General features: G+C 61.4%; 19 protein-coding genes and 2 tRNA genes. 6 read left to right on the forward strand and 15 right to left on the reverse strand.

The annotated features are described in order from the left end of the window. Positions 1 to 54 precede the first annotated feature (54 nt). The 4 genes from nrdE to ykgO form a co-directional block, all read right to left on the reverse strand. Positions 55 to 2,220: a class 1b ribonucleoside-diphosphate reductase subunit alpha gene (gene nrdE, locus HMPREF3145_RS07370; RefSeq protein WP_083279446.1), complete on the reverse strand. Its 2,166-nt coding sequence runs from the start codon at positions 2,218 to 2,220 to the stop codon at positions 55 to 57. An 11-nt stretch (positions 2,221 to 2,231) separates the two neighbouring features. After that, positions 2,232 to 2,768 carry a class Ib ribonucleoside-diphosphate reductase assembly flavoprotein NrdI gene (nrdI, locus tag HMPREF3145_RS07375; RefSeq protein ID WP_083279447.1) on the reverse strand — a complete coding sequence of 179 codons (537 nt, stop codon included), beginning with the start codon at positions 2,766 to 2,768 and terminating at the stop codon, positions 2,232 to 2,234. A gap of 78 nt (positions 2,769 to 2,846) precedes the next feature. Next, a complete protein-coding gene (gene nrdH / locus HMPREF3145_RS07380; RefSeq protein ID WP_070422598.1) occupies positions 2,847 to 3,077 on the reverse strand; it encodes a glutaredoxin-like protein NrdH in 231 nt (76 codons plus the stop codon). A 319-nt stretch (positions 3,078 to 3,396) separates the two neighbouring features. Continuing rightward, complete coding sequence (gene ykgO / locus HMPREF3145_RS07385) at positions 3,397 to 3,519, reverse strand: type B 50S ribosomal protein L36 (protein ID WP_038612879.1); 123 nt, start codon at positions 3,517 to 3,519, stop codon at positions 3,397 to 3,399. Positions 3,520 to 3,651: 132 nt separating this feature from the next. On the opposite strand from ykgO, the gene nadE reads away from it, so the two are divergent. Further along, on the forward strand, positions 3,652 to 4,479 hold the full coding sequence (gene nadE, locus HMPREF3145_RS07390) for an ammonia-dependent NAD(+) synthetase (RefSeq protein WP_070422599.1): 828 nt from the start codon (positions 3,652 to 3,654) through the stop codon (positions 4,477 to 4,479). Here nadE and HMPREF3145_RS07395 read toward each other — a convergent pair. The 9 genes from HMPREF3145_RS07395 to pgm all read right to left on the reverse strand — a co-directional run bounded on the left by HMPREF3145_RS07395 (position 4,476) and on the right by pgm (position 9,885). Beyond that, positions 4,476 to 4,892, reverse strand: coding sequence for a type II toxin-antitoxin system VapC family toxin (locus HMPREF3145_RS07395; protein WP_070422600.1), 417 nt, complete (start codon positions 4,890 to 4,892; stop codon positions 4,476 to 4,478). The genes nadE and HMPREF3145_RS07395 overlap by 4 nt on opposite strands. Beyond that, on the reverse strand, positions 4,892 to 5,272 hold the full coding sequence (locus tag HMPREF3145_RS07400; protein ID WP_070422601.1) for a type II toxin-antitoxin system prevent-host-death family antitoxin: 381 nt from the start codon (positions 5,270 to 5,272) through the stop codon (positions 4,892 to 4,894). The genes HMPREF3145_RS07395 and HMPREF3145_RS07400 overlap by 1 nt, the downstream gene beginning before the upstream one ends. A gap of 47 nt (positions 5,273 to 5,319) precedes the next feature. Next, positions 5,320 to 6,081, reverse strand: a complete 762-nt coding sequence (locus HMPREF3145_RS07405; protein ID WP_070422602.1) for a fructosamine kinase family protein — start codon at positions 6,079 to 6,081, stop codon at positions 5,320 to 5,322. Next, complete coding sequence (locus HMPREF3145_RS07410; protein ID WP_070422603.1) at positions 6,074 to 6,520, reverse strand: methylated-DNA--[protein]-cysteine S-methyltransferase; 447 nt, start codon at positions 6,518 to 6,520, stop codon at positions 6,074 to 6,076. Before HMPREF3145_RS07410 ends, HMPREF3145_RS07405 begins: the two co-directional genes overlap by 8 nt. Before the next feature lie 51 nt (positions 6,521 to 6,571). Then, a tRNA-Ala gene (locus HMPREF3145_RS07415) sits at positions 6,572 to 6,647 on the reverse strand. A gap of 27 nt (positions 6,648 to 6,674) precedes the next feature. Continuing rightward, a tRNA-Ala gene (locus HMPREF3145_RS07420) sits at positions 6,675 to 6,747 on the reverse strand. 152 nt (positions 6,748 to 6,899) lie between these two features. After that, positions 6,900 to 7,691, reverse strand: a complete 792-nt coding sequence (locus HMPREF3145_RS07425) for a DsbA family protein (protein ID WP_070422604.1) — start codon at positions 7,689 to 7,691, stop codon at positions 6,900 to 6,902. Positions 7,692 to 7,758: 67 nt separating this feature from the next. Continuing rightward, entirely contained in the window at positions 7,759 to 8,241 is a 483-nt protein-coding gene (locus HMPREF3145_RS07430; RefSeq protein WP_256365577.1) for a MauE/DoxX family redox-associated membrane protein, read from the reverse strand. Between the two features lie 18 nt (positions 8,242 to 8,259). Next, complete coding sequence (pgm, locus tag HMPREF3145_RS07435; protein WP_070422605.1) at positions 8,260 to 9,885, reverse strand: phosphoglucomutase (alpha-D-glucose-1,6-bisphosphate-dependent); 1,626 nt, start codon at positions 9,883 to 9,885, stop codon at positions 8,260 to 8,262. A 115-nt stretch (positions 9,886 to 10,000) separates the two neighbouring features. Between pgm and HMPREF3145_RS07440 the strand changes: the two genes are divergently transcribed. Genes HMPREF3145_RS07440 through HMPREF3145_RS07460 form a run of 5 tightly spaced genes read left to right on the forward strand, consistent with a single transcriptional unit; the run spans position 10,001 to position 12,872 of the window. Beyond that, positions 10,001 to 11,419 (forward strand): alanine/glycine:cation symporter family protein, encoded by a 1,419-nt coding sequence (locus HMPREF3145_RS07440; RefSeq protein ID WP_070422606.1) that lies wholly within the window; start codon positions 10,001 to 10,003, stop codon positions 11,417 to 11,419. Beyond that, positions 11,391 to 11,777 (forward strand): CrcB family protein, encoded by a 387-nt coding sequence (locus HMPREF3145_RS07445; RefSeq protein WP_246817544.1) that lies wholly within the window; start codon positions 11,391 to 11,393, stop codon positions 11,775 to 11,777. Before HMPREF3145_RS07440 ends, HMPREF3145_RS07445 begins: the two co-directional genes overlap by 29 nt. Further along, positions 11,770 to 12,144, forward strand: coding sequence for a fluoride efflux transporter FluC (locus HMPREF3145_RS07450; RefSeq protein WP_070422608.1), 375 nt, complete (start codon positions 11,770 to 11,772; stop codon positions 12,142 to 12,144). The genes HMPREF3145_RS07445 and HMPREF3145_RS07450 overlap by 8 nt, the downstream gene beginning before the upstream one ends. A 19-nt stretch (positions 12,145 to 12,163) precedes the next feature. Beyond that, on the forward strand, positions 12,164 to 12,514 hold the full coding sequence (locus HMPREF3145_RS07455; protein ID WP_083279448.1) for a CrcB family protein: 351 nt from the start codon (positions 12,164 to 12,166) through the stop codon (positions 12,512 to 12,514). Continuing rightward, on the forward strand, positions 12,507 to 12,872 hold the full coding sequence (locus tag HMPREF3145_RS07460) for a FluC/FEX family fluoride channel (RefSeq protein ID WP_070422609.1): 366 nt from the start codon (positions 12,507 to 12,509) through the stop codon (positions 12,870 to 12,872). Before HMPREF3145_RS07455 ends, HMPREF3145_RS07460 begins: the two co-directional genes overlap by 8 nt. A 3-nt stretch (positions 12,873 to 12,875) precedes the next feature. Here the strand turns inward: HMPREF3145_RS07460 and HMPREF3145_RS07465 are convergent, their stop codons facing one another. Together HMPREF3145_RS07465 and HMPREF3145_RS07470 are read right to left on the reverse strand one after the other, a co-directional pair. Beyond that, positions 12,876 to 15,431 (reverse strand): ABC transporter permease, encoded by a 2,556-nt coding sequence (locus HMPREF3145_RS07465; RefSeq protein ID WP_371325699.1) that lies wholly within the window; start codon positions 15,429 to 15,431, stop codon positions 12,876 to 12,878. A 6-nt stretch (positions 15,432 to 15,437) separates the two neighbouring features. Further along, a complete protein-coding gene (locus HMPREF3145_RS07470; RefSeq protein WP_070422610.1) occupies positions 15,438 to 16,190 on the reverse strand; it encodes an ABC transporter ATP-binding protein in 753 nt (250 codons plus the stop codon). Positions 16,191 to 16,462 lie beyond the last annotated feature (272 nt).

The following is a 16,462-nucleotide window of genomic DNA, read 5'->3' on the forward strand; positions in this document are numbered from 1 at the left end:
GGTTCCCGCCTCCTACAGGCGGGAACCCCAACCCCCGAGCCCCTCCCTACGTGCTTAGAGCATGCAGGAGACGCAACCGTCGACCTCGGTGCCTTCCAACGCCATCTGACGCAGGCGGATGTAGTACAGGGTCTTAATGCCCTTGCGCCATGCGTAGATCTGTGCGCGGTTGATGTCGCGAGTGGTCACCGTGTCCTTGAAGAACAGGGTGAGCGACAGGCCCTGATCCACATACTTCGTGGCAACTGCATACGTATCGATGATCTTTTCGTAGCCGATCTCGTACGCGTCCTTGAAGTATTCGATGTTCTCGTTGTTCATGTGCGGCGCCGGGTAGTAGACGCGGCCGATCTTGCCTTCCTTACGGATCTCGATCTTGGATGCGATCGGGTGGATCGACGAGGTCGAGTTGTTGATGTAGGAAATCGAACCGGTCGGCGGCACAGCCTGCAGGTAACGGTTGTAGATGCCGTCACGCGCCACGTCGGCCTTGAGCTGCGCCCACTGCTCCGCCGTCGGCACAGCAATGTTGGACTTTTCAAACAGTGCCCTGACCTTGTCAGTCTTCGGTGCGAAATCAGCCGGATCGTAGCGGTCGAAGAACTCACCGGTTGCGTACTCGGACTTGTCAAAGTCCTTGAATGCGCTGCCCTTCTCCACTGCAATCTTGTGGGATGCGCGGATGCACTCGTACATCACCGCGGCAAAGTAGGCGTTGGTGAAGTCCAGGCCTTCCTCGGAGCCGTACTCAATGTGCTCGCGGCCGAGGTATCCGTGCAGGTTCATCTGCCCCAGACCAATGGCGTGGGAGGACTCGTTGCCGTCGCGCACCGGCGGCACCGACTCGATGGAGGTCTTGTCCGCCACGGCTGTCAGCGCACGGATTGCCGTTTCGACCGTGCGGCCGAAGTCCTCGGAATCCATCGCCATTGCGATATTCAGCGAGCCCAGGTTGCAGGAGATGTCGTGGCCGACTTCCGCGTAAGTCAGGTCCTCGTTCAGCACCGACGGAGAGTTAACCTGCAGGATCTCCGAGCACAGGTTGGACATGTTGATGCGGCCGGTCTTCACCGGGTTCGCACGGTTCGCGGTGTCTTCGTACATGATGTACGGGTAGCCGGACTCGAACTGGATCTCTGCCAGGGTCTGGAAAAAGTTACGGGCGTTGATCTTGGACTTGCGGATGCGTGGGTCCTCGACCATCTCTTCGTACTTCTCCGTCACAGAAATGTCTGCGAACGGCACGCCGTAGACACGTTCGACGTCGTACGGGGAGAACAGGTACATATCGTCGTTACGCTTAGCCAGCTCGAAGGTGATGTCCGGAATGACAACGCCCAACGACAGCGTCTTAATGCGGATCTTCTCGTCGGCGTTCTCACGCTTGGTGTCCAAGAACCGCATGATGTCCGGGTGGTGCGCGTTCAGATACACAGCACCTGCACCCTGGCGGGCACCGAGCTGGTTGGCGTAGGAGAACGCGTCCTCCAGAAGCTTCATCACAGGGATGACGCCGGAAGACTGGTTCTCAATGTGTTTAATCGGCGCACCGGACTCGCGAATGTTCGACAGCAGCAGCGCCACACCGCCGCCACGCTTGGACAGCTGCAGCGAGGAGTTGATGGCGCGGCCGATGGACTCCATGTTGTCCTCGATACGCAGCAGGAAGCAGGACACAAGTTCGCCGCGCTGTGCCTTACCTGCGTTGAGGAAGGTTGGGGTGGCGGGCTGGAAACGGCCGGTCATGATTTCGTCGACAAGCGCGAATGCAAGATCCTGGTTGCCATCGGCAAGGAACAGCGCCGTCATAGCCACGCGATCCTCGAAACGCTCCAGGTAGCGGCGGCCGTCAAAGGTCTTCAGCGTGTAGGAGGTGTAGTACTTGTACGCGCCGAGGAACGACTTGAAGCGGAACTTGTAAGAGTAGGCGCGCTTGAACGTGTCCTTAATAAACTCCCACTCGTACTTCTCAATCGTGTCCGGCTCGTAGTACTTGTTCGTAACCAGGTAATCGATCTTCTCTTCCAGATCGTGGAAGTAGACCGTGTTCTGGTTCACGTGCTGCAGGAAGAACTGGTTCGCAGCCTCACGGTCTTTATCAAACTGAATCTGACCGTTCTCGTCATAAAGATTCAGCAGCGCGTTCAACGCGTGGTAATCCAGCTGGTCCTTTTCATGAGCCGGCTCCGGGACATTCTTACCGAGGGGCAGAGTAGACACTTCGAGGCCTTTCAGTTCGTAGTTCTTTTGTATTTACCGGCGTATTTTTCGCGCAGTTTTGCCAATCGCTCCGACTCATCCGGAGCCTGCTGCACGTGCGCTTGCGTATCGACGACCTCCGGTCCCCCACGCAAACCCAATCGTTCAGCGTTTTCAATCAGTTGGTTGCGCACATGCGCGACATCTTCGGCCGAGCCCATGAGCTCAAACCTGTATAAGTACGGGACCTTACACTTGTCAGCGATCACCGGCCCAGCAAGGCAGTAATCCGCACCAAAGTTAGAGTTTCCGGCGGCAATCACACCCCGCATCAAGGTGCGATTGCCCTCATTGTTCATGAAGCGGATCACTTGCGCCGGCACCGGCCTGGAATTACCACCACTCACGCTCACCCCACCTCCGTAAGTGGGACAGATGAGGATGTATGGCTCGTCGACGACGAGTTCCGGATCGGTTCTGCGCAGGGGGATCCGCTTCGCAGGAAGGCCGAGCTTCTCCACAAACCGCTTCGTGTTCTCAGTGGCGGAGGAGAAGTAGACGACCAGCATGGCCACTACCTTTCTTGTGCAGATTTCAGAAGGCTACTGCCAGTTGTGCGCCTCATGGCGTCGGTATGCGCGCGACGCTTAAGCCGCTGCGAGCAGACCCTTGATGCGCTCCGGGCGGAAGCCGGACCAGTGCTCACCGTTAGCCTCAACCACCGGAGCCTGAACATAGCCGAGGGCCATCACGTAATCGCGGGCCTCTTCGTCCACAGAAATGTCGACGGTGGTGTACTCAAGGCCGGCCTTCTTCAGCGCCTTCTCGGTTGCCTTGCACTGCATGCACGCCGGCTTGCTGTAAACGGTGATCGACATCGCTTGTGGTCCCTTCTCTGCGGGTTCTTTGGGGAGATTTTCTTCTGTCCCCGTCTCCGCGGGGCAACACCAAGAGACACTATACCTTGGGGCTGAGAAGGGCAACTGCTACTACATGTAGTAGTTACATGGGTGATATTCCCAGGATAGGTGCCCAGAATTACCTACATGTAGTCCGCACGCTCATCCGCAACACACAGTTTTGTTGTTTCACGGGTGTAATTTCCTCGAAATAGATTCATCCCGCCCTAGAACTGCCTGTTTTTGGGAACGCAAAAACCCCGCCACCACACGGTGACGGGGCGCCTGCTCGCGACAATTAACCCTGACGGGCCTTGAAGCGCGGATCCTTCTTGTTGATCACGTAAACCTTGCCGTTGCGGCGCACAACCTGGGCGCCCGGCTTGTTCTTCAGCGACCGAAGCGACTTGCGGACCTTCATCGGGCGCTCCTTTCTGCTCGGATTACCTGCAATTAGCGACGCACGGCGAACTGCCGGGTCGCAACACGGGGATAAATGTTACACATCACCCGCGCTGAATCAAAACCCTCACGTATCCCCCTCCCATATACGATGAGCGCTATGCAATCCGAGATCATCGCCGCACTCGGCGTGTCCCCCGTTATCGACCCTGCCGCAGAGATCGACCGCCGCGTGCAATTCTTGGCCGATTACCTCGACCGCACCGGCGCAAAAGGCTACGTGCTTGGCATTTCCGGCGGGCAGGACTCCACCCTCGCCGGCAAGTTGGCCCAGCTCGCGGTAGTGAAGCGACGCGAGGCTGGCTCGGCTGCCGAGTTTGTCGCTGTCCGTCTCCCCCACGGCGTGCAGGCCGACGAGGACGACGCGCAACTGGCGCTGCGGTTCATTGCTCCGGACGAGACGGTAACCGTGGACATTGAGCCGGCCACCACCGCGCTGTCCGGAGCCGTCGCAGGCGCGCTCGGTGTGGAGGGACTCGGCGACTTCAACAAAGGCAACGTCAAGGCACGTATGCGCATGATCGCCCAGTACGCCATCGCTGGTGAGCGTGGCCTGCTGGTCATCGGCTCCGATCACGCAGCGGAGAACGTCACCGGGTTTTTCACCAAGCACGGCGATGGCGCGGCCGACCTCATCCCACTGGCAGGCTTGAACAAGCGCCAGGGTGCGACAATGCTCAAGCACCTCGACGCCGATCCGCGCCTGTGGGAGAAGGTGCCCACCGCCGATCTGGAGGAGGACCGCCCAGCCCTTCCCGACGAGGAAGCGCTTGGCATCACCTACGCGCACATCGACGACTACCTCGAAGGCAAGACCATCCCCGCCGACGCCCAGAAGCGCCTCGAGCACCTGTGGCGCATCGGCCAGCACAAGCGCCACATGCCGCCGGGCCCTGCCGACACTTGGTGGCGCAGCTAGAGCAGATCTCCACCATAGGGGTGAACCACCGTCGCCCCTACCGATAGTGCAGCTGCTGCTTGTTTCCGGTCCGCCGTAATGAATGGGCAGTTCAGCCCTAGTGATTGCATCCTTGCCCAAGTCCCAACATGCAGGGCGTCCAAGGCTTTCGCTTCTCCACTCACTGCAACTGCTGCCTCAATGACGCGATCATCGATACTGAGGAACGAGACTCTAGATTCCAATTCGCTCAAATCTTCGGCGCCGTAGCCCATTCGATGCGCAAAACGAGCTAACTCCACACGCACGATGGCCGAGCTCACCAAAGCCTTTCCCCAGAGCACAGACAAAGCCCACTCGCTATGCGCCTCCCTGCCCGAGGAGGCAATCAGTACAGATGCATCGACATATGCAAGCGGCTCCACCCCAGTCATCACCCTTCGCCCTTTTCGGTACGCGCCAAGTCGAGAGCCTGCAGATCCGCCATCACCCGTTCTAAGCGATCTTCCCCGCGCTCTTCTTCCAACCACTCTTCAAGCGATACTGCAGACGCTGCGGGCCTCCACCCTTCTTCGAAGACTTTTCCCTTCTGCGCAAGCAGCCCAAGCTCCTCGAGTCGATCTAGTCCGGTTTTCTGGCTCACCGGACGAATTTCCGCGATTGGCACTCCCCTGTCGGTCACGGTCAACGTGACCCCCTCCTTCGAAACACGGTCGATCACAGCACGCGTCTTCTGATTTAGTTGGCGCATCGACACCGTGGTGCCGTCGGCTTGTCTCGCTAACAGCGCCTGTAGGCGTTCCTCGATGTTCATGCGACACCTCCCGATGTATTACATGTCTTACATTGCAGGATAGTGTGCTACCCAACAACCCGCAAGGACTCTTCTGCCGCCCGCACCAGCGCCGATCCGTACGACGGACCGTGTGTCCAGGCGTGCACCGCAAGCGGGTGCATCTGGTGGATCGCGATGCGCCGCTGCCAATCCTGTCCGAGCTCGCCTCCGGCGTCGATGTATCCGCCGACGATCGCGTCGAGGTACGGCGCTCCGAACAGCTCCAGCATCGCGAAGTCGGTCAACGGGTGCCCGCCGTGCGCGGCCGGGTCGATAAAACGCGGGCCTTCCGGCGAAAACAGCAGGTTGCCCGTCCACAGGTCGCCATGAATGCGCGCCAAGGGAGCCTCCCCGTCTTCCCGCACCAGTGCGTCGCAGACGCGCCGCACCGTCTCCAGTCCTTCCCGGTTCAGGTTGCCCGCACGCACCGCATTTTCCGCGAACGGCAGGACGCGCTGCTCGGTATAGAACACCGCCCACCGTTTCTCTGGCCGACAGGCCTGCTCGCGGGTGCCAATGAAGTTCGGCCCCTCCCAGCCTTTTGCCGGCGCACCAAACGCATCCGCACCCATCGCGTGGATGGCCGCCAACTCGCGTCCCGCCTGTCTCGCTGCGTCTTTGGTGGGGCGGGCACTGTCGACCCGCTCGATGGTCAGCGTGTTCGCCTCCTCGTCAAGGTCCAACACCTCCACGACGGCAGCCGAGCCCTCACGCAGCCAGCGCAGGTACGCGGCCTCGGCTGCCGCCGCTCCTGGCGCGCTGCCGTGCTTCACAAACGTGTCAGACATCAATGCTCTCCAATGCCAGTAGGAAACGTTTTGCTTCTGTCCCGCCACGGTAGCCCCCAAGCGCGCCATCGCTGCGCAGCACGCGGTGGCACGGGATCAGGATCGGAAGCGGATTCGTCGCACAGGCGCTTCCCACTGCGCGCACTGCTTTGGGGCGGCCCACCGCCCGAGCCAACTCCCCATACGTCGTCGTCTCACCGTACGGGACCTCCATGAGCGCCCGCAGCACCTCAGCCCGGAACTCGGTCACGCCATCCAGGTTCAGTGGCACGTCGAACGCCCTGCGCTCCCCGGCGAAATACTCGGCGATCTGTTGGGTGGCGAGGGCAGCGGTGACGGTGTCGTCGATACGCGACTGCCCTGCATCCCCGGGCAACAGCACCCTCGAAACGGCACCTGCTGAGGTCACCACCCCAAGCTGACCGATTGAAGTATCCATGGGCCCACGATACGAGAAAGGCTGCCCGACCAAACGGTCGGACAGCCTTCGTGGTGGAGCTAACGGGATTCGAACCCGTGACCCCCACACTGCCAGTGTGGTGCGCTACCAACTGCGCCATAGCCCCGCGTGTAAACGGTATGTAGTTGTGGAGTGGAGCTAACGGGATTCGAACCCGTGACCCCCACACTGCCAGTGTGGTGCGCTACCAACTGCGCCATAGCCCCTTGGAACTTTGGTCAATATACCGGGCCAGCCCGCCCCCGGCCAAATCGCCAGCCCCAACAAAAGGCGATATCGGCTTTTAGCCACCGCTTCAGGATGCGACCTGGGCAAATGCAGGCCGCTTGGGGCTAAAAGCCGATATTGGTCTTTGTGTTTAGCGGCTGGCCAGGACCTCCGGCCAGAAGTCACGCGGAGAGTCCTCCTTCTCGTCGAGGTTCGGGTTGCCCGTGATCTCTCGGAGTTCCTCAATATCGACGAGCTTTTCCACATCCTCGCCATCGACAAGCACGCGCGGGGTCCATGCCTCACCGGTCTTGTCTTCCTGGTACTTGCGGTTGTCGTCGCCAAGACGCTTCGCGGTGTCGATGAACTTGCCGTCGCGAATATCCTTCACAGCCTCATCGCTTGCACCGTAGTCTGCGGCCAGATCTGCGAAGCCGTTCTCGTCGTACTTGTTGTACGCCGACTGCTGGTTCTCAAACAGGAAGTTGCGCAAGGTGAACGCGGAAGAGAAATCGCCGTGGGCCAGCAGCGCCAGCTCGGCAGCCAGTGCCTTGGTGGAGTGGCCCGTCATGCCGCCATCCAGTGCGGTCATCGGGCGCAGGTCCACGTTGATTTCACCCGCGCGGACCTTCTCCAGCATCTGCTCATCGGTAGCAACGTGCAGGTCTGCACAGTGGGAGCAGGAGAAGTCTTCGAAAAGTTCAGCCTTGTTGGCATCCTTGTTTTCGCCGGTGATGTGGATGATGTCTTCTTCTTGGTTCCACTCGACGTTGATACCGGTGACGTCGATCATCTCCGCCTGCTTTGCAGCGCTGCGGTTTGCCTTGCCGTTGTAGACAATGATGCCGATGACAAGCAGAGCAATCGCGATAACAGCGACGACGGCCCAGATGAAGGCCTTGCTACCGCTCTGGTTCGGGTTTTGCACTTTGCGTGTGGTCACACGTGTCTCCTGTTGTTGGCGCCGCGATCACGGCGCGGTGGACGGGTACTGCGTACAACGGTCAAGTTTAGGGGTAAATTGCAAACTTCTTAAACGGGCGCCACATCATGAAGCCTGTGATGACGATGTAGACGACATCGCGAAACACCGTAGCGAGCAGATTCGTCTCCCCTTCGCCGGCTGCGGACGGGTCGAAACAACCACAGTCGATAACGAGTCCCCGCTGCCAAGCGGACAGCATGCCGATGATGAACAGCACGAGCACGTAGATGGACACCTTGCCCGACCAGCGCAGGTTGATGCCCAGCAGCAGCAACAAACCACCCGCGAGCTCGAGCGGCCCGATGATATGGGCCAGCAAGTCGGACCAGGCTGGGGTGAAGATTTCGTAGGCCTCGATGGTTTTGGCGGTATCCAGGTGGACACCAATTTTTGCCCACCCAGCAGAGATCCAAATGTAGGCCATGTAGAACCGCGCTAACGCGGACAACACGTCCAGGACCAGTGTTTTTGTGTCGCGCGTTGCAGGCGCGGCTGTCGTTGTGCTCACTCGGCTGATTCTACTCCCCTATTTGCCCAAGACCTGTGACACGAGCGCTTTGGCTTCTTCCTGCACCTGCGCCACGTGCTCCGCGCCGAGGAACGATTCGGCGTAGATCTTGTACTTGTCTTCGGTGCCGGAGGGGCGCGCGGCAAACCAGGCGTTTTCGGTGGTCACCTTCAGTCCGCCGATGGCCGCGCCGTTTCCTGGGGCCTCCGTTAGCTTTGCAGAGATAACCTCACCCGCCAGTTCACTCGCCTGCACTTGGTCGGGCGAAAGGGCCTTCAGGGTGGCTTTTTCTTCGCGGTTTGCGGGGGCGTCGATACGCGCATATGCAGGCGAGCCGTACTGCGTTTCGAGCTCGGCGTAGCGCTGCGACGGAGTTTTGCCTGTTACCGCAGTGATTTCGGCGGCGAGCAGGTCCATGATCAGGCCGTCCTTGTCGGTGGACCAGACCTTGCCGTTTTTGCGCAGGAAGGACGCACCGGCGGATTCTTCGCCACCGAAGCCGATGGTGCCGCTGACGAGTCCTGGCACGAACCACTTGAATCCAACCGGGACCTCGACGAGGTCACGCCCGAGCGATGCGACAACGCGGTCGATCATCGACGAGGACACCAAGGTCTTGCCCACCGCCGTGTCCTTCGCCCAGCCGTCGCGGTGACTAAACAGGTACTCGATGGCCACGGCGAGGTAGTGATTCGGGTTCATCAGCCCGGCGTCCGGGGTGACAATGCCGTGGCGGTCCGCGTCGGCGTCGTTGCCGGTGGCCAGGTCGTACTTGTCGCGGTTATGCACGAGCGATGCCATGGAGTCTGCACTGGAGCAGTCCATGCGGATCTTGCCGTCGGTGTCCAGGGTCATGAACCGCCAGGTGGCGTCCACGCGTGGGTTGACCACCACGAGGTTCAGCCCGTAGCGCTCCCCGATCGCTCCCCAGTAGTCCACGCTCGCCCCACCCATCGGGTCTGCGCCGACGTGCAGGCCAGATGCCTTGATGGCGTCCATATCCACCACGCTGTCTAGGTCGGAGACGTAGTGATCGAGGTAGCCGAACTTCTCCGCACGCTCGTCCAGCACGCCACTGACCGATACCCGCTTCACGCCCCTCAGGCCTGCGGCAATGTATTCGTTGGCCCGGCGCGCAATCCAGTCCGTAGCTTCCGCCGGTGCGGGTCCGCCGCTTGGCGGGTTGTATTTAAAGCCGCCGTCGCGCGGTGGGTTGTGCGATGGGGTAACCACGATGCCGTCGGCGTTGCCGCCGGGGTGGGTCAAGATCGCGTGGGAGACGGCTGGGGTTGGGGTGTAGCGCCCGGCGGCGTCGACACGCACTGGCACTTCGTTGGCAATGAGCACCTCGAGCGCGGAAACCATCGCCGGCTCCGACAGGGCGTGGGGGTCACGGCCGATGTAGACCGGACCGGTGATACCTTCGCCGCGGCGGTAATCGACGATCGCCTGCGTCGTCGCCAAGATATGCGCTTCGTTGAATGCATTATCTAACGACGACCCGCGGTGACCCGAGGTGCCGAACACCACTTGCTGGTCCACATTGTCGGGGTCGATATCGCGGGTGTAGTAGGCGGTGACCAGCTCGGCAATGTCGATGAGGTCCTCGTCGCGGGCGGGTTGGCCGGCGCGCTCGTGTGCCATGGGGGCTCCTTTTGTTGCGGGCTGAGGGTGTGTATGGACAGCTCCATCATCGTCTGTGAATCTAAACTCTGCCAGTTTTATATTATTCTGCTATGCGTATGCTTTACTCTTCCGCATGGCTTCCACCCTCAACGACATTTTGAGCACTATCTCGTCCATCGTTTGGGGGCCTTTCGTCCTCATTCCGCTGCTGCTGGGCACTGGTTTGTTCCTCACTGTCCGGCTGCGCGGTATCCAGTTCCGCACGCTGGGTCGTGCGACGCGTCATGCGTTCGTCGATAAGGCTGAAGAGGGCGCGGGCGACATCTCCAACTACCAGGCACTGACCACCGCGCTGGCGGCGACGGTGGGTACCGGCAACATCGTCGGTGTGGCCACCGCGATCTCCATCGGTGGCCCTGGTGCACTGTTTTGGATCTGGCTCACCGGCATCGTCGGCATGGCGTCGAAGTACTCCGAGGCCTACCTGGGTGTGCGCTTCCGCACCACCGACAAGAAGGGCAAGCAGCAGGGCGGCCCGCACGAGTACCTGAAGACTGGTGTCGGCGGCGGCTTCGGCAAATTCCTCGCCGCCGCGTTTACCCTGTTCACCATCTTCGCGTCCTTCGGCATTGGCAACCTCGCGCAGGGCAACTCCATCGCCGCCGGCATGCACGACGCGTTTGGCATCAGCGCCAACGTGGCCGGCGTGATCATCTTCTTCGCCGTTGGCGCTGCCGTCCTGGGCGGCATTGAGGGCATCGGCAAGATCACCGCAGCGTTCGTACCGCTGATGATTGTCATTTACGTCGGCGGCGGCATCACCGCACTGGTACTTATGGCAGACCGCGTACCGGCCGCGATTGCCACCATCTTCACCGACGCATTCACCGGCACCGCTGCCACCGGCGGCTTCGTCGGCTCCGGCATCATGCTGGCCATCCAGTTCGGTGTCGCCCGCGGTATTTTCTCCAACGAATCCGGCATGGGTTCCGCCGCCATCGCCGCCGCGGCAGCCAAGACGCAGCACCCGGCGCGCCAGGCTCTCGTTTCCATGACGCAGACGTTTATCGACACCATCATCGTCGTCACCATCACCGGCCTCGTCATCGTCACCGCCGGCACCTGGGACATGGGCCGCGAGGAAGCCGCCATCATGACCGCCTCCGCCTTCGGCCAGGCACTTCCCGGCGAGTGGGGCAGCCTGATCGTTTCCGTGGCGCTGATCTTCTTCGCGTTTTCCACCATCCTGGGCTGGTCCTACTACGGCGAGCGCGCCATCGTGGCACTCTTCGGCGAGTGGGCGTCGATCCCCTACCGCATGTTCTTCACCGCCTTGTCCTTTGTCGGCGCGGTTGCTTCCCTGGAGTTGGCGTGGACCTTCTCCGACCTGTCCAACGGGCTCATGGCCATCCCGAACCTGATCGGCCTGCTCCTGCTGTCCGGCATTGTGGTGCGCGAGACCCGCGAGTACCTCGCGTGGGATCCGCACCTGAAGAAGTCGCCGGAGGAGGTCGCGGCGTTCGTTGAGCGCCAGAAGATGGATTGGCACTAGGCTCGCGCCCATGCGTATCGACGACACCCTCTCCACCACCATCACCGTCGCCCTCGGCGCGGCGCTGGGCGCAGTGGTCAGACACCTCGTCATCCTCGGCGCCGCCCCCGGCTCCACCGCTGCCCTGGCCCTGACCTTCGCGGTGAACATCGCTGGCTGCTTCGCCATGGGCCTGTTCAAGCCCGGCCCGCTGTGGGGCACGGGCTTCCTCGGTGGCTTAACCACCTACTCCGCCATTTCGGTCGCGGCGATGCAATCGCAGGCCATCGAGGCGCTCGGCATCATCACACTGAGCTACGCCACCGCCATCGGCGCGTGGTTCGCCGGCGACGCCGTAAGGGGCCGCCGCCATGCTTAGCATCCCCGTTCTCAGCCTCGCCCTTACCCTCGCCGCCGTCTTCGCCGGCGCACTGTTCGGCGGCGCCGCACGCTACGGACTAACCCGCATCATCCACAACGCCCACGCCGCCACCTTCGCCGCCAACGTCGTCGGTTCCACCGTCGCAGGCTTCGCCGTCACCACCCCGGCCGCGTGGCAGTTAGCACTCGGCGTCGGGTTCGCTGGCGCCCTGTCCACCTGGTCCACCTTTGCCAAAGAACTCGGCGAGCTCATCAAGGCCAAAAAGCACAGCGAGGCCCTGCGCTACGGCCTGTCCACCGCCGTGATCGGCATTGTCGCCGCGTGGTTCGGTATGCGCTGGGGGCTTCGCGCCTTCGGCGGATAACGGGTTACACTGAGCAGACGTGCAGATAACATCCCTGAAAACCGGCCTCATCGTTGCCCTCGGTGCGGGCTTCGGGGCGCTTGCACGCTTCATTTTGCTCATTTGGGTCAGTCCCGCCACCCCGGAAGCGCTCGCCCTGGCCGTCACCTTCGCGGTGAACCTCACTGCCTGCTACGCCATGGGGTATTTCGCGCCGGGCCCGTTTTGGGGTGTGGGCTTCCTCGGCGGGTTCAGCACCCTTTCTGCGGTGGCGTTGGCGTCGTCGCACACCTCGGTGTGGTGGGCGGCGTTCATCATCACGCTGGGTCTTAGCACTGCCACGTTGGCCTGGATGGCCGGAGATGCGTCACGGGTGAAGCACCATGTCTGACGCGACGTGGATGCTCGGCGCCGTCCTCGGTGTCTTTTTCGGCGGCATGCTCGGCGGGTTTGTGCGTTGGGCGATCATGGCCGTCGTGCACAACCTGTTGATGGCAACCTTCATTGCCAACATCGCCGCCTCCGGCATCATCGGCGTGGCAATCTTCCTGCCTTCCATGTGGCAAACCGCCGTTGGTGTTGGGTTTGCCGGCGCACTTTCAACACTGTCACTGTTGGCCCGCCAACTCGGGGCGTTGATTAAAGACGGCAAGTTCCGCCTCGCCGCCGAGTACGGGATAAGCACCGCGGCGTTCGCGGTGCTCGCGGCCGGAATCGGTGCACAGGTGGCGTCGTTCGCCACCCGCTAAGCCCTACTCCGCAATCGCATCCAGTGGCGGTGTCTTCGCAGCGCGCTGGCCCGGCCAAACGGCGGCAAGCAGCCCCACCACTACCGAGGCAGCCAAGACGGTGGCGATGAGCCCGGTTGGTACGGCAATCGTCGTCAAGCCTTGGCTCTCAAGCACCGTCAGGAACGCCCAGCCAAGCCCAAGGCCCAACAGCACACCGAGCGACGCGCCATAGACCGTCATCTGCACCGACTCCAGCAGGATCATCGTGCGAATTTGCCTGCGTTGTGTGCCCACCGCGCGCAACATACCAATCTCCTGCCTACGCTCAATCACGGACAGCGTCAGCGTATTCACAATGCCAAGCACCGCCACCACCACAGCCAGCGACAACAGCGCGTACAGGATGAACAGCATCTGGTCGATCAGCGCCGTAACCTCGCCACTCATCTCCTCCGCGGAGCGCACCTGCACCACAATGTCGCCGCGCACCTCATCTTCCAGCCGCGCGCGCAGCGTCTCCAGATCGGTGGAGCCGTCGCTGTCAACGCCCACCATCAGCAGGCGCGTATTGCTTATCGACGACACCTTCGCCGCCGCCGAATCCGACACCACAAACATCTGCAACACATTCGACCCACTAAACAGGCCGGCAACCGTCACGTCGACGGTCTTTCCCGGAGCACTCGGTGCGGCCACTTGGACTGTATCGCCGACCTTCCAGCCACGCTCTTTGGCAATGTGATCCGGCGCGATCAGCGAGTCACCCGTTAGTGATACGTCGCCGTCGACGACGTTGAGGTCGATGAGATCCGACGGGTCGCCGCGCAGCACATCCGTCATCCCAACCGGCCCGAACTGGTAGCCAAACTCTCCGTCGACCGTGATCGGTGCCTGGGTATACGACGCGATACTGCCCACACCGTCTACCTCAGCGAGCCTGTCCGGCAGATCCCCCGGGACCGGGAAAGAACCCATCTCCGGGCCCATCAGCACATAGTCCGCATTGACCTCGCTTGCGGCCACGTCATCCACCGACTGCTTCATCGACGCGCCAAGCATGCCAATCATGGTCACCAGCGCAATCCCCAGCATCAGCGCGAACGCCGTCGTTGCGGTCCGGCGCGGGTTGCGCCGCGTATTTGTCGACGCAAGCCTGCCCACCTCACCGAACGGTGCCCCGATCAGGCGCCCCAACGGCGGCACAACCGGAAGGCTCAGTGCAGGCCCCGCAAGGAACAACCCACTGATCACACTCAGCGCAGCCACACCAACCAGGATCGCCCGGTGGCGAGTCGCACCATCGTCCCACGTCATTGCGTAACCCGCAGCGGCAACTGCCACAACGACCAACACCGCGCCGACAACCGTGCGCCACACCAGCGGCTGCGGCGTCGCGGCCTCGCTCGCCCGCATCGCCTCCACCGGCCGGACCTTGCCGGCCTTCCGCGCCGGCGCCAGCGCGGAAAGCACCGTCACTACTGTTCCGACGACCAGTGGCACCACCACCGCATCGGCAGACAGCCCCACTCCCGATTGTGGAAGTGGCATGCCAAACGAGTTCATCCCCGCACGAATCGCCAACACCAACCCGGCACCAGCCACCACGCCAAGCACCGAGCCCAACAACCCGACCAAAGCCGCTTCCAGCGCCACAGACCGCGTGATCTGCCCGCGCGACGCCCCCAGAGCCCGCAGCAGCGCGAACTCCTTCGTGCGTTGCGCCACGATCATGGAGAACGTATTCGCAATCAAGAACGTGCCCACCAACAGGCCAACCAGACCGAACGCAACCAAGAAGTACGTAACAAAGCTCAGAGCGTCCCGAATCTGCTCAGTCGTTTCCTGCGCAACCTTCTCCCCCGCCTCTATCTTCAGCCCAGGAAATTCGCTCCGCAGGTTGTCCACAACCTCCGCGGCCCCCACGCCTTCCTTCGCCCCGACAGTGATCGCCGGGAAACGCTCGTCATAGGAGTAATAGTCCAAGTAAGTCTCTTCGGTTACCCCGAGGCGTAAAGAGGTGGCCTGCACCAGGGGGTCGTCGATAAGCCCAGTAATGCGCACCGTATTCCGACCATCACGGTCCACAACGATCAACTCTTGCCCAACATGCAGGCCATACTCATGCGCGCCATTGGCGTTGATCACCGCATCGCCGATCTCTTTCGGTGCGTGACCTTCGACCACCTCGACCGTTCGGCCAACCGTGTCCTGCGGCTCGTAATACACGCCCAGCCGCGAGGACCCGAGACGCGTCTGCACCGCCACCTCATTGTCAGTCGCGATAACAACCGACTCATCAGCCATCAGGTTCACACGATCAACGTCCCCATTCGCCCGAATGCCGTCGACTGTCTCCTTGTCTAAGGCACTTTCGCCCTCGGCTGGGCGCACCACCGCATCGACGTCGTCAAGCACAGTGTCTACGGCAGAGTCGAACGTCGACGACAGCATGTTGGTGAACATCAGCGCACCAGACAGGAACGACGTGCCAAGCACCACCGCCAACACCGTCAGCGCGAGCCGCAGTTTGTGCGCCGCAAGGTTACGCAGCGACACCTTATTCATCGTGGAGTTCACTGGCCCCTAGTCCTCCATCGTCGCCATGACACCCAAAATGGCATCCATATCCGGGTTGCGCAGTTCATTAACGATGTTCCCGTCCCGCAAAAACACCACACGATCCGCATACGACGCCGCCCTCGCGTCATGCGTCACAATCACCACCGTCTGGTCATACTGATCCACCGCCGTCCGCAAAATGCTCAGCACCTCACGCGACGAGTTAGAGTCCAGGTTGCCCGTCGGCTCGTCACCAAAAATGATCTCCGGCCGCGACACCAACGCACGGGCACACGCCACACGCTGCTGCTGACCACCCGACAACTCCGCAGGCCTATGGCTCAGTCGCTTCGCCAACCCAAGACGCTCGGTGATCTCATCGAACCACGCCCTATCCACAGTCCGGCCGGCAATGTTCGTTGGCAGTTGAATGTTCTCCGACGCCGTCAGCGTGGGCACCAAGTTGAACGACTGAAAGATGAACCCCAATCGGTCCCGCCGCAGAGCCGTCAGTTCCTTATCGTTTAACTGCGACAACTCCGTCCCGCCGACAAACACCTCGCCCGACGTCGCCGAATCTAGCCCAGCCATCACGTGCATCAGCGTCGACTTGCCCGATCCCGACGGGCCCATGATCGCGGTGAACTCACCCTGCCGAAACTCAACGTTCACCCCATCAAGAGCCACTACTTCCGTATCGCCCTGCCCGTAAGACTTTCTCAAGTTGACTGCTCGTGCTGCTGCAACGCTCACGTGATCCTCCCTGCGGCAATTCATTCCTTTGCCGACTATACGGCCCGTGGCACATTTGGCCGATATCGTCCTTTTCCTCGAAAGGTCTTGTTACGTCCCCGGAGCCGATAATGCGGTTTTCGCCCCTCAAGCATTGCAGTTACGTCCCTATCCTGGCTGTACTGTATGCAAAACTCGAGGTCATATCTTTCGCTGGCCTGGGCAGAGTGTAAAACGCCGCGGCCGTGAAGCTTCATTTTGCATTTACTGCTGCGTGCTGGTGGCTCTAGTCGAGTCTTCGGTGGCGTGAAGTCGCT

Origin of the sequence: Corynebacterium sp. HMSC05C01 (assembly GCF_001807155.1) — a bacterium.
GTDB lineage: Bacteria > Actinomycetota > Actinomycetes > Mycobacteriales > Mycobacteriaceae > Corynebacterium > Corynebacterium coyleae.

Coding starts and splice junctions, on each gene's coding strand:
- nrdI (WP_083279447.1), bottom strand. CDS start 2,768: ATGCTGGTCGTCTACTTCTCCTCCGCCACTGAGAACACGAAGCGGTTT.
- nrdH (WP_070422598.1), bottom strand. CDS start 3,077: ATGTCGATCACCGTTTACAGCAAGCCGGCGTGCATGCAGTGCAAGGCA.
- ykgO (WP_038612879.1), bottom strand. CDS start 3,519: ATGAAGGTCCGCAAGTCGCTTCGGTCGCTGAAGAACAAGCCGGGCGCC.
- nadE (WP_070422599.1), top strand. CDS start 3,652: ATGAGCGCTATGCAATCCGAGATCATCGCCGCACTCGGCGTGTCCCCC.
- HMPREF3145_RS07395 (WP_070422600.1), bottom strand. CDS start 4,892: ATGACTGGGGTGGAGCCGCTTGCATATGTCGATGCATCTGTACTGATT.
- HMPREF3145_RS07400 (WP_070422601.1), bottom strand. CDS start 5,272: ATGAACATCGAGGAACGCCTACAGGCGCTGTTAGCGAGACAAGCCGAC.
- HMPREF3145_RS07405 (WP_070422602.1), bottom strand. CDS start 6,081: ATGTCTGACACGTTTGTGAAGCACGGCAGCGCGCCAGGAGCGGCGGCA.
- HMPREF3145_RS07410 (WP_070422603.1), bottom strand. CDS start 6,520: ATGGATACTTCAATCGGTCAGCTTGGGGTGGTGACCTCAGCAGGTGCC.
- pgm (WP_070422605.1), bottom strand. CDS start 9,885: ATGGCACACGAGCGCGCCGGCCAACCCGCCCGCGACGAGGACCTCATC.
- HMPREF3145_RS07440 (WP_070422606.1), top strand. CDS start 10,001: ATGGCTTCCACCCTCAACGACATTTTGAGCACTATCTCGTCCATCGTT.
- HMPREF3145_RS07450 (WP_070422608.1), top strand. CDS start 11,770: ATGCTTAGCATCCCCGTTCTCAGCCTCGCCCTTACCCTCGCCGCCGTC.
- HMPREF3145_RS07460 (WP_070422609.1), top strand. CDS start 12,507: ATGTCTGACGCGACGTGGATGCTCGGCGCCGTCCTCGGTGTCTTTTTC.
- HMPREF3145_RS07470 (WP_070422610.1), bottom strand. CDS start 16,190: ATGAATTGCCGCAGGGAGGATCACGTGAGCGTTGCAGCAGCACGAGCA.